We start from the raw sequence: 12,069 nt of genomic DNA on the forward strand, positions 1-12,069 counted from the left end.
GGCCCCGTGGAGGGGTCTCCGGTCAGGATGACAGGTTTGATCATGTGCGTGTCTTCAGTGGTCGTGAGGCGCCGCATTGGGGACTTTGGAATCAAAAGACCGCCTATGCGGCGGCCTCGGACTAAAATAAACAGGATTGCCCGGCTGCCTTGTCAGGAAGCCAGCCACCAGATTGTCGAAATGAGCATCAGGTTGTCCATGCCGACAGCAGTATTGTCAGCTGTCTCCGCCGTCAAACCGATACAAGGGGCGATACAACCGCGGGTCGGCTCACATAACTCCCGTTCAGCGATGTTCGCAGTTTGTTACCGCGGGCGGCGTTCACGCGGGTGTTGCGCAGCAGAGTCAAATGTTCGCAGCAAATGCCGCAATGACCCGCAGTTGGTTTTCAACAGAGATCAGCAATTTTCTGATGCGGTGGTGGACGTGCTTGGCCTGAGCTGAAACAGCGGTGTATATTGGTTGAATGGATGACAAGTTGAAGAAGCTAAGCCGGTCTGATCTGATTGCTCTCATAAGTGAGTTTGCTCCAGCCAACGAACTTGAGCAACGCGTCGAAAAACTGCTGCAAGAAAAAGCCATTAGATCTGCTGCTTGGTGCCGTGACAGTACGGAGGGCATTACTGATGAGCAGCGCAGGTTAGAGAAAACAGGTGACCCAAAGCAATAGAAGACTTGAGTATTCAGCCGGGGCCACATCTGTAAACCGTGCGTCGTCTGCTCTATGGAAAGATGGCCCGCTCAATATGCGTTACCTTCCCTAACGCGGAGTACAGCGGTTAAAGATCGCTCTCAGTACAAATCAGTGTGGCTCGGGACACTTCAAAAGACGGACCAACCCAGCCCGTGCGCCAATTCTTCGATAGCCTTGAGAGCGAGCACAGAGTTTCCTTTTTCGTCCAATCCAGGACTCCAAGCGACGATCGATCCTACGCCCGGCGCGATTGCAACCACGCCGCCTCCTACACCGCTTTTGCAAGGTAGACCAATTCGAAAGGCGACTTCGCCGGAGGCGTCATAGCAACCGCATGTCATCATAAGCGCGTTGATGCGCCGTGTACGCTCAGGCGTGACGCCTGCAATTTCCGCATTGGGCCCTTCACCGCCGGAGGCAAGAAACCGCGTCGCTTCAGCAAGCTGGCGACAAGTCATGGCGATGCTGCATTGACGAAAGTAGCTTTCGGTGACTTTTTTCACCTCGCCTTTGATATTGCCCTCGGCCAACATAAAGTATGCTAATGCCCGGTTCCGATCGCCAGTCTTGACCTCAGATACAAAGACCTCTTCATCGACCGATATGTCATTGGCGTCTGCCAGGCGGCGACAAAGCTCCAGAACCGGGTGCCGACCAAATTCGCCAGATTCGTGCTCGAGTATTACGTCTGAGACTACAATCGCACCGGGATTAATAAACGGATTTCGGGGTTTGCCGCGTTCGAATTCAAGCTGAACGATCGAGTTGAAAGGATCACCGGACGGCTCGCGCCCCACACGCCTCCACAACGTCGCGCCAACATGCCCCAGTGCCACGACCAAAGCGAACACTTTTGAGATGCTTTGGATAGAAAACGGCACATCAGCATCGCCCGCAAAGATCGGTGGACCGTTCAGCGGAGCGACAGCGATACCAAACTGGTTTAGGGGTACACGTGAAAGTTCCGGGATATAGCTGGCGACTTCCCCACGATCCGCTTCGCCCGCCATTCGGCTTGCAATGTCGTCTAGAGCACACTGGATTTTTGCAATATCAATCTGTTTGGGCATCTTCGTTCCAGATTTTTGGAGAAACTCCATCTGTCGTACCTTCGAAATTCTCCAGAACGAAAATCGGCTCCTGACCAGCCTTTCTCTGGCTGAAATAGTCTTTGGTGAGACGATAGACTGTACCCGACAACAGCAGGATCGCGGTCAGATTGATAACCGCCATTAAGCCCATGGCAGCGTCGGCAAAGTTGAACACGGTCGCCACGGTTTGCAGCGCGCCCCAAACCACCATGCCCAGGCAAGCGGCGCGCAGCGCGGTTATGGCTACTTTACCTTCGAGACCCAGAAAGGTCATGGCGTTCTCTGCGTACGAGTAGTTTCCAAGGATTGAAGTAAACGCAAAGAATATGATCGCAACGGCGATGAAATATGTGCCGACTGGCCCCAGATGAACATCCAGCGCGTTTTGGGTCAGTTGCATACCGGTGGTCCCATCGCCCGTCAGAACACCGGACAACAGGATCAACAGTGCGGTTGCCGTACACACAAGGATCGTATCGACAAAACATCCGAACGCCTGCACCAATCCTTGACTTGACGGATGATGCGGAGATGGGGTGGCTACAGCAGCGATATTCGGGGCGGAGCCCATACCAGCCTCGTTCGAAAACAAGCCGCGTTTGATGCCATTCAGCATGGCCGCCATTACGCCGCCCGCGACACCGCCTGCGGCTTCTTGCAGACCCAACGCGCTGGAAACGATTAACCATAATAAGCCCGGGACTTCGGTAATGTTGAGAGCCATCACGATGAGCGCGATCAGCAGGTATGCACCTGCCATAAATGGAACCAGAATTTCGGCGACACGGGCAATGGCTTTGATGCCACCGAAAATCACAATCGCCGCAGCAGCAGCAACGGCAACCCCCACCCAGAGTTTTTCAATACCAAATGCTCCATTCAGTGCCTCGGCGATCGAGTTGGACTGAACCGCAACAAAGATGAGACCAAAACTGAGGATCAGGCAGATGGAAAACAAAGCGCCTGCCCAAGGAGCGTTAAGGCCTTTCGAGATATAAAAGGCCGGTCCGCCCCGGTAGTCTCCAGACTTGGATGTTACCTTATACAACTGCGCCAGAGTGCTTTCGGAATACGCCGTCGCCATGCCAACCAGTGCCACCATCCACATCCAAAAGATGGCACCGGGTCCTCCGAGGGTCAGCGCGACAGCTACTCCGGCAAGGTTGCCGGTGCCGACCCGAGACGCGAGGCTAACCGTCAGGGCCTGAAACGGCGTGATACCGCGCTTATCAGTGCTGGAGGCTGACGTGATGACACGCAGCATCTCTCCAAAATGAAGAAACTGCGGAGCGCCCAACCGGATCGTAAAATAGAGCCCGGCCCCCAACAGGCCGTAGACAAGGACATAGTTCCAGAGGATGCCATTTAGCCCATCAACAAAAAAATCCATCACATGCCCTCGGTCAATTGGATTCAAATAATACGCACAAAACTGGATGCAGTCGCACAAATAAATTCAATTACCAATATACCTTAGCACTTCGTTTTGCCATGCGGGACTTTTTCGAACCGTTAGCGAGGCGCGGTTCAGGACTTCAACATATTCGCTTTTATATATGTTACTTTCACTGACCCGGAGTAAAGTAGGTATCCTGTACTCGTCGCAACTCCAACATTTTGAGACTGGTGTACTCGCGCATCGCGGACGAATTTGTTGATACCCTGCCGACCCCAATGCGTAACCGCAGGCGTCCCAACCGCTAAATCTGGTCAAAAATAACCGGATCAGTGATCTTGTCATCGTCGGCCAACAGGAATGCCTTGTTCAGAATTGTCGAGAGCGTCGCATCCCCTTCGAACGGCAGCGCAACTTTTTTCGGCTTTCCATCCGGTACGATGCAGACGTGCTTTCGACTGTCTTCCAGAAGAACGACCGCAGAACCCAAATGAATCAGATATGCTTGCCGTTTTCCCTGCACCCTCAGATGCATATCGTCCAGACTGAAACACTTGGTCTTCTTAAAACGCGGAAGCAGAACATTCTGTCTGAGAGGTTTTTGAGGTTCGTGCCGAGGGCACGATTTTCTTCGGGCTGATCGCTCTGGTCTGAGTCCTTGGGTAGGTGTTCAGCAGGAAACCCCAAAAGCGAATCAATTGGTTCGATGCCGAGTTTTGGCAAAACACCGGGCTTAACTTGTTTTGCAAACAGCGAAATACGATCTTTCTCAAATATTGAGCTTAACGACTGCTCTCGTCCCCCTTTCATTGGGAAAAGCTGCAGAAATACAGCCTCGTTTTCTCCAAGAGCATTCAGACGTTGGTCAGCAAGCTCAATTTAGTCGTCATTCCAAAAGAACAGAAACGCTCCGTTTGAAAATACCTTTAGAGCATCCTGAACTGCTCCGTCTCATGTGTCGGATAATTGGAAATCGCCAACATTCAACCAATGGACCAGATCTTGTCGCGTCTCAAAACCCGCCAGCTTTTTTCTCTGAGTTTTGGTCCATTCAACGCGAACCCGAGCGGCAATGATCTCAGATGCTGTCGCCGTTTCGGCGACGATGCGAAGTGACGGGCCGTCTTGGCGCTATCTGCCACCTCCGCGGCCCCAGATTTCATCAATGATTTGAACTGCATTAAACATGTAGAAACCGAAATCACTCAAAGTAGATCAATTTTTGGCAGTAAAACCATAAGCTGTGGCGTGAAAGGGTTGATTGTGGTGTTTCAGGCAACCACATGAATTACCCAAGTTTTCAATGGTGCCGCAACTTTTATGCATACTCCCGGAGACGCCTGAGACCGCGTGACTTCCAGCTTCAGTAAATCTTATTCCGGAGGCCCTGAACTATGACATATTTCTATGCCAATCCCTGCCGCGAACTATGCCGGTTTTGCTTCTAAATGAGGCGCCCTGCCCTTGTTTTATTAGAGTTAAACTCACTTAAAATCTGTCAGAAACGGTCTAGAAAACCGTTGTGGGTGCAAGCCCACCCAGGGTTCGAACCCCTGTCTCTCCGCCACTGTCCCGATGTAAAGAAATGAAAGTATACGCACCATCTGGGAGTGGTGCGGCTTCCTCTATTGGCGATGCCATGGATTAACGGTGTACAGCTTGGTCGTTCGGACAAGCGATATCTTGAGTATTTCGCCGAAGGATTTTCCTGACTGGCCAGAGTCGCAATACAGGATCGGTCTACTTTCTTTCCGAGAAACTGACTTCCAGCGCTCTGAAACCTCCGTGAAAGACGTCATTTTCGACGAATTTGTGCCAATGATCCGTTTGACCATCTCCTGCCTCAAATTCTGCCCACCATTCAGCGAAGGTTTCGTCGCGGTCCGTGATCGGCGAGAACTTCATTCTTGCGACATAGTTCACAAATGGAAGTGGACCGTTTGGCAGCATGTCATAAGAGATTGTTCGATCCGTATGCGACAGTGACAGTAGGGTTTCTCTGATACGCCCGGACCCATCAGCAAGCGCGAAGTTGCGAACGCAGCCAACTTCTCCATTGGCGCGACCTTCTTCAATTCGGCTGTCGGTCGCAGCAGGGTGCCAGTTGTGCAAACCGTTGAAATCTCGCACGCGCTCCCAGACCTGATCAACGGGCACAGCGATGATGGTTGAGGAATAGGCTCGGATCATTGTGTTGCTCCTTCTGTGACGCGTGCGCCGCGGCGCAGTTTTCCGAATTCGGCGGTCTGGCCTGCGATTGCTCGCTCAGTAGGCAGGCGCTCCATTGATGACGCACCGTAAAAGCCATGGCAATCGGGGCAAAGGTCAAGGAATTTTTGTGCATCCTCAGGCTCAGCCAGTGGTCCACCATGGCAAATGAAGATCAGGTCATCGCGATATGTTCGGGCGGCAGTTGCCCATTCGTTGTAAAGGCGTGCGCATTCTTCGATGTCTGGTGCGCTGTCCCCTGCCCCGATCGAACCTCCGGTCGTCAGGCCAAAATGCGCGACGATCACATCTGCACCTGCTTTGGCCATCTCTGCCGCGTTATCCGCGCTGAACACGTAAGGGGTCGTAAGCAGGTCGCGTTCATGGGCCTTGGCGATCATGTCGACCTCCAAGTCATAGGACATCCCAGTCGCCTCAAGCTCACGCCGGAAACGGCCATCGATAATGCCAACAGTCGGAAAGTTCTGAACGCCCGCAAAGCCCATCGCGGCCAGATCGTCCAGAAATTTCTCCATGATGCAAAACGGATCGGTGGCGTTGACCCCGGCAAGAACCGGCACGTTTTGGACCACTGGCAAAACCTCTCGGCCCATGTCGACAACGATCTCATTGGCGTTGCCGTAGGACATATAGCCCGCAAGAGACCCGCGCCCCGCCATGCGATAGCGACCCGAGTTATAGATTACGATCAGGTCGATGCCGCCTGCTTCTTCGCATTTGGCGGACAGGCCAGTGCCAGCGCCACCACCAACAATGACCTTGCCTGCCGCGATTTTCGCCCGAAGGTGACCGAGGATTTCTGCGCGTTCTGTGACTGCCATCTCAGTTATCCTTTTTATTGAAGATTTCATTGAAGTTGCTGATTGCCGCCTCGGCGAAGGCTGAATCATTGATATGCATGTCCAGCTCAACCAATTGCCGGTCAGCGGTTTGTTTCACGGTGTCCCGCAGCGCCTGAAACAGCGCCTCGTTTGCCGCCGGGTCATGGAAAGCTCCGCCGTCGACATCCAGCGCCGACACGCCACGTAGAGGCAAAAGAAACCTCACCGGCCCGTCACAGACGTTCAGTTTGTCACCGATCCAGACACCGATCTGAGCGCATTCCTCGGGGGTCGAACGCATCAAGGTAACCTGTGCATTGTGGTGATAGAAGTTCCGCCCCTTGAATTGCGCGGGCACCGTTTCGGGCGCCCAGAAATTGGCCATGTCCAGCGCTCCGCAAGAGCCCACATATGGCAGCTTGGTCCGGGCGATGCTGTCCAGTCTTTCTTCGCCCGCGCTGAGCATTCCGCCAACGATCAGGTCGCAAATCTCGGTTGTGGTGACGTCGATGACACCGGCCACATCGCCCTGATCGACCAGTTGTTCCATCGATCGGCCACCGCTGCCGGTGGCATGGAAGACCAAACAGTCGTAGTTGTCGCCCAGACCTTCGGTTATCGCTTGCACTGCAGGGGTCGTGACACCGAACATGGACAGCACCAATGCGGGGCGATCGTCGGCGGCCTCTGGCACTTCGTTGGCCATCATTCCAGCCAACGCGTGGGCCGCATTGCCCAGCAAACGCCGCGAGACGCGGTTCAGGCCGGACACATCCGTCACTGGGTGGAATATGTTCACATCCGACGCACCCACATAAGCAGAAACGTCGCCTGAGGCGAGTGTCGATACAAGAACCTTCGGCACCCCGATGGGCAAAGCCTGCATGGCTGGCGCGATGATTCCGGACCCGCCAGACCCACCCAACCCGATGACGCCGCCCAGATCATCCCGACCCAATACGAAAGCAGTCAGAGCCTTGGCCATTTCGGTCACGGCCTGCCCTCTGTCGTTCACGAACACAGCGGCAGGTCCGTCGGGGTGGCAGGCGGCGACACTTGCTGCGGTTACGTCCACGCCAGCCTCGCCGCCTTTGGTGCCGACATTGACCAACACGGTTTCCATCCCTGTCGCATCGATCAGGTCGCGCACGTAACGAAGCTCTGGCCCTTTGGTATCGGCAGTACCGATCACGTAAGCTCTTTTTGTCATCCTTCCTCCTTCCTTAGCCCGATTGTCCGGGCTCAAGCCCCAGGTGACGCTTTTGCATTGCTGCGTCATTCTCCAGGGCGTCTGCCGTCATCTGCTCGACAACTTCTCCGCCAACCATGATGGCCACTTCATCGACTGCGGCCAACGCGGCGTGCATGTTCTGTTCGACCAGCAGGACAGCTATGCCTTCGCGGGCAATGAGACCAATCAGGTCGATCACATCCGAAACAATAGCGGGGGCCAGACCTTCGGTTGGCTCATCCAGCACGATCAGACGCGGATTCAGCAACAAAGCGCGGCCAATCGCCAGCATCTGTTGCTCACCGCCCGACAGGCGGTCCCCCAAGTTGCGACGGCGTTCTTTCAGGCGCGGGAAGGTTTCATAGACCCGGTCAATCGACCACGCGCCACCTTTGCTCTCGGCAATTTTGAGATGTTCCTCAACCGTGAGCGAGCGGAACACACGCCGCCCCTGCGGAACATACCCGATCCCCATCTGCGCGCGCTTTTCAGGTGGCAGACCAGTCATGTCCACGCCATCGAACCGGATTTCGCCAGCGGAATGCGCGTGCAGTCCCATGATGGCATTACAAAGACTGGTCTTGCCCATGCCATTGCGGCCCAAAATGCCCAGCGGTCGGTTCCCGTGGCTCAGATTCACCCCGTGCAAAACATGGCTTGAGCCGTAGCGCAGGTCCAATCCGCTGATCTGGAGCAACGTATCAGTGGCCATGTGCGCCTCCGATATAAACGCGGTGAACTTCTTCGTTCCGCATGATCTCGTCGGGCGAGCCTTCGGCCAGCATCCGGCCGTTATAAAGGACCGAGACGCTTTCCGAGGTCTGTAGGGCGATATCCATATCATGTTCGATCAGAACAACTGTCACATCCTTGGGCAAGGACATCAACAACGCGCTGAGCTTGGGACGTTCTGCCGGAGAAAGCCCGGCGGCCGGTTCATCCAGCAAAAGGACCTTCGGGTTTTCAGCAAGCGCGATCCCGATCTCAAGCTGGCGTCTTTGTCCGTGGCTCAGTTCCGATGTTTCGCGGTCCAGAACGTTTGTGACGCCGGCGATTTCGGCAAGACGTTCGGCCTCGGCCACGCGTTCGTCATTGGAGCGCAGGGGCAGCACTTGCAGCCATCCACCTCGCACTCCAGCCACGGCCAGAAACAGAGTGTCGCGTACGGTCAAGCCGTTGAACAGATGCGCGTGCTGATAGGTTCGGCGTAGACCGCCTTGAATGCGTTTGTTGATCGGCTCACGTGTCACACTGTCACCAAAAAGCGTTATCGAACCGGTTGTCGCGCTGGTATCTCCGGTCAGAACGTTGAACAGGCTGGTCTTGCCCGCGCCGTTTGGCCCAAGGATCGCGCGACGCTCGCCGGGGCGGACAGTCATGTCAATGTCCTGAACCGCCCAGAACCCGCCGAAGCGTTTGCCAATGCCCCGGACCTCCAGGGCATTGGCGTTGATATGTGAGTGGTTTACGGGCACGAAGGGTTATCCCGGCTGACCGCACCCGAGGCCAAGAATGCCTCTTCGTCCTGTCCCAGTAGCTGGTCGACGTCACGCACAACTTTAACAACCCGGTTGCCCAGCGTTCCGTCATCACGCTCGTAGACTTCGGTGACAAAGTTATCGATGATCCCGTTGCGGTTCTTGTCCAGGCGCATTGTGCCGCCGGTCGGGGTGGTGAAAGTCAGATCATTCAGCGCCGCACGGAAAGCCGCATGATTGTCAGACAGATCGCCATCCACCTCGTCCAAAGCCATCATCGCGGCCTTGGCGCTCATGTAGTAGTGATGCGCAAAGATCGACGGGGCCGAGAATCCATCCGGGAAGGCTTCGGTGTAGCTGGCGGTAAAGGCTTTCCATTCATCTCCGTCATAGTCGCTGACCGTAGGTGTCCCTGCAGGCGCCCCCACCAGCAGCTTCTTGAACGGACCTTTGCTGTCAAGGATCGACTGGTCGATGGTAATCGAACCACCAATGATCGGCTTGTCGCCCCCCGCCTGACTGTACTGAGTCAGGAAGTTCACCGCATCCGCGCCGCCAAGCGCCACGAACAGCGCATCAACATCCTGCGGGATCGAGTAAACGACCGAGGAATAGTCCTTGTTGCCGATGGGGGTCCAGAATTTCTCGGGCACCTTGCCGCCTGCCTCACAGAACTCGGTCATGAAGCCCAGTACCTGCGTGTAGGGGAAGGAATAGTCCTCGGCGACGATTGCCACCGATTTGTAACCCATGTCGTTGAAAGCATAGTCGCCCACGCCGACCATCCACTGTGCGCCGTCTCCGCCAAAGCGGTAGAAATTGTCAGACCCATCACGCAGCGTGGTGTCCTGAGCAGCTGACGAGCCGTTCAGGAAAGTTACGCCGGGATAGGATTTCGACAGATCTCGCAAGGCAAGACCTTCAGAACCGGACAGCGGGCCAACGATGATGTCTACGCCATCCTGCTCAATCAGTTTGCGGGCCGCATTCACCGCGCTGTCCGGGCTTGCGTCCGACGACATGGTGATGACTTCGATCTTGTTGCCGTCAACCTCTCCTCCGGTCTCCAACACCGCCAGCTCTGCACCGCGAATACCGTCTTGTCCCAACGCCGCGAAAGCGCCTTCAAGGATCGAGATAACGCCAACCTTGACGTCTTCGGCGGATGCCGGAACCGACATTGCGCAGAGCGCAAGAGCCGAGGCGGCCAGTTTGAGCTTATTCATTTCAGGTTCCTCCCTATGAGTGCTCAGATGCTTGTTTTGGTTTTGCCTGAGGACTACGCAGCCGCGCCGCCCAGTCTTGAGCCAGTTGCTGCAGCCCGCCGGGGGCCACGATGACAATCAACAACAGCACAGCGCCTATCAGAGTGTTGAACCGTTCACGGTCGATCAGATCGACGGCAAATGTGTCGAGCAGGACGAAGACGACGGCTCCAACAAACGCTCCACCAGGATGGCGCAGGCCACCGATGACCGAGATGATCAGGATGTCGATGATCGGCCCCAGACCAACCGAGAAAGATGAGATGCGCTCCTGATACCAGACGTTCAGAATACCCCCTGCCCCGGCCAGCAGCCCCGAGAAGGCAAAGGCGGCGACAATCGGCGTCGTGACCGATATACCCAAGGCCAGCACTCGACCGGGCGCATCGCGGACTGCTTGAATGGTCAAGCCCAGCGGCGACCGGACAAAACCACTGACCAGCGCCAAGGCAATTCCGGCTGTTGACAGCGACAGCAGGTAAAGCAGCAGCGGGTTACGCAGGCTGACACCTGCGACTTCTGGTGCACGAACGCCCGAAAAGCCAGTCCATCCGTTGAACAGCGTGTAATTCTGGCGCGTGAAGTAGAAGAACGCAACTCCGATCGCCAAGGTGATCATGATTGCATAGATGCCGCGCGACCGGCGCGCGATCAGCCCGACCAGAGCACCGGACAACGTGGCAAAAATCAGCGCCATGGGAATGGTCACCCAAAACGGAAGCGGCGTTCCAACACCCACCGTATTCGGGCCGAAATAAGCGATCGTGTACCCGGCGATCCCCGCCATTGTGGCCTGTGCGAAAGACACCACGCCCAGATAGGTCGCCAGAAAGCTGAGGCTCAATGCCATCACGCCAAGGATCAGAGACCGCGTCGCAACCTGTGTCAGCCAGAAATCGTTTAGTACCAACGGCAGGGCCAATAGAGGTATCAGGATCAGGGCTTGCTTCATAGCTCGGCCTTCCCCATCAGCCCTTGAGGCCGTACCGCCAGAACCAACACCATGATCGCGAACGTAAACACAACGCCATAGGTCGGCGCGTAGGCCAATCCGTACTGCTCGGCTAAACCAACCAGCAAGGCACCGAGAGCCGCCCCGCCGATCGAACCCATGCCGCCGACAATTACGACCACCAGCGAAGAGAGCAGGAATTGCAGGTCCGTACCCGGCGCGATGGAAAGAGCACTCGCCGCAACGACACCTGCCATTCCGGCCAGCATCCCACCCAACGCAAACACAAGAACAAAGATGCGATTGATCGGATATCCAATCGCGCGCAGCATGTCCTGATCATCCACGCCAGCCCGGATCACCGCACCAAACCGCGTGCGCTGGATCAGGAACCAAAGGGCGACGCCGGTTGCCAGCGCAAAGCCCATCAAAGCCAGACGAATGGTGGCATATCCGACACCCAACACCGGCAGACGGTGCCCTCCGGCCAGCAAGTCGGGCAACTCGACCTGATAGGTCAGACCGCCCCAGTGCCACAACATCAGATCCGCCATAATGATCGAGATGGCGATCGACGCGAGGGTCTGGCGGAGCTCATCCCCCTGCATCCAGCCCAAAACCCCCGCCTGCACGATGGCACCGGCCAGACCCGCCGCCAGTCCGCCGCCCACAACGCCCAAGCCCCATGAGCCTGTGGCCTCGACAATGCTGTACCCAACGTAGCCACCCAGCAGAAGCAAAGCGCCATGCGCCATGTTCACCGTCCGCATCAGCCCAAAGATCAGGCTGAAACCGCTGGCGGCCAGAAAATAGAGTGCTGCAAGCGTCAGCCCATTCAGGGTGACGATCAGAAATAAAGTCATGGTTCCTCCCGTTGATGGCAATAATTGCGCAAATTTCGGAAAATGCGCA

Annotated in this window: 12 protein-coding genes; 1 reads left to right on the forward strand and 11 read right to left on the reverse strand. The window is 55.9% G+C overall.

The features are described 5' to 3' along the window. The first annotated feature begins 466 nt into the window (after positions 1 to 466). Positions 467 to 670, forward strand: a complete 204-nt coding sequence (locus tag ACR0ER_RS00275) for a hypothetical protein (protein WP_480767216.1) — start codon at positions 467 to 469, stop codon at positions 668 to 670. A gap of 152 nt (positions 671 to 822) precedes the next feature. On the opposite strand, the gene ACR0ER_RS00280 is transcribed toward ACR0ER_RS00275, so the two are convergent. The 11 genes from ACR0ER_RS00280 to ACR0ER_RS00330 form a co-directional block, all read right to left on the reverse strand. Continuing rightward, positions 823 to 1,764 (reverse strand): glutaminase, encoded by a 942-nt coding sequence (locus ACR0ER_RS00280; protein WP_480767217.1) that lies wholly within the window; start codon positions 1,762 to 1,764, stop codon positions 823 to 825. Further along, entirely contained in the window at positions 1,748 to 3,175 is a 1,428-nt protein-coding gene (locus tag ACR0ER_RS00285) for an alanine/glycine:cation symporter family protein (RefSeq protein ID WP_480767218.1), read from the reverse strand. Before ACR0ER_RS00285 ends, ACR0ER_RS00280 begins: the two co-directional genes overlap by 17 nt. Positions 3,176 to 3,485: 310 nt before the next feature. Continuing rightward, a complete protein-coding gene (locus ACR0ER_RS00290) occupies positions 3,486 to 3,761 on the reverse strand; it encodes a DUF7737 domain-containing protein (RefSeq protein ID WP_480767501.1) in 276 nt (91 codons plus the stop codon). A gap of 1,160 nt (positions 3,762 to 4,921) precedes the next feature. After that, entirely contained in the window at positions 4,922 to 5,371 is a 450-nt protein-coding gene (locus tag ACR0ER_RS00295) for an SRPBCC family protein (protein ID WP_480767219.1), read from the reverse strand. Next, positions 5,368 to 6,231, reverse strand: a complete 864-nt coding sequence (locus ACR0ER_RS00300) for a phosphoenolpyruvate hydrolase family protein (protein ID WP_480767220.1) — start codon at positions 6,229 to 6,231, stop codon at positions 5,368 to 5,370. The genes ACR0ER_RS00295 and ACR0ER_RS00300 overlap by 4 nt, the downstream gene beginning before the upstream one ends. Position 6,232: 1 nt before the next feature. Further along, positions 6,233 to 7,441, reverse strand: a complete 1,209-nt coding sequence (locus tag ACR0ER_RS00305; protein ID WP_480767221.1) for a Tm-1-like ATP-binding domain-containing protein — start codon at positions 7,439 to 7,441, stop codon at positions 6,233 to 6,235. 13 nt (positions 7,442 to 7,454) lie between these two features. Next, a complete protein-coding gene (locus tag ACR0ER_RS00310; protein WP_480767222.1) occupies positions 7,455 to 8,174 on the reverse strand; it encodes an ABC transporter ATP-binding protein in 720 nt (239 codons plus the stop codon). Beyond that, complete coding sequence (locus tag ACR0ER_RS00315) at positions 8,164 to 8,937, reverse strand: ABC transporter ATP-binding protein (protein WP_480767223.1); 774 nt, start codon at positions 8,935 to 8,937, stop codon at positions 8,164 to 8,166. The genes ACR0ER_RS00310 and ACR0ER_RS00315 overlap by 11 nt, the downstream gene beginning before the upstream one ends. Next, entirely contained in the window at positions 8,928 to 10,166 is a 1,239-nt protein-coding gene (locus ACR0ER_RS00320) for an ABC transporter substrate-binding protein (RefSeq protein WP_480767224.1), read from the reverse strand. Before ACR0ER_RS00320 ends, ACR0ER_RS00315 begins: the two co-directional genes overlap by 10 nt. 13 nt (positions 10,167 to 10,179) lie before the next feature. Next, the gene (locus ACR0ER_RS00325) at positions 10,180 to 11,157 is read right to left on the reverse strand and encodes a branched-chain amino acid ABC transporter permease (RefSeq protein ID WP_480767225.1); all 978 of its coding nucleotides are present in this window, start codon (positions 11,155 to 11,157) and stop codon (positions 10,180 to 10,182) included. Continuing rightward, positions 11,154 to 12,020 carry a branched-chain amino acid ABC transporter permease gene (locus ACR0ER_RS00330; protein ID WP_480767226.1) on the reverse strand — a complete coding sequence of 289 codons (867 nt, stop codon included), beginning with the start codon at positions 12,018 to 12,020 and terminating at the stop codon, positions 11,154 to 11,156. Before ACR0ER_RS00330 ends, ACR0ER_RS00325 begins: the two co-directional genes overlap by 4 nt. Positions 12,021 to 12,069 lie beyond the last annotated feature (49 nt).

The organism is Ruegeria sp. CH8 (assembly GCF_056536985.1).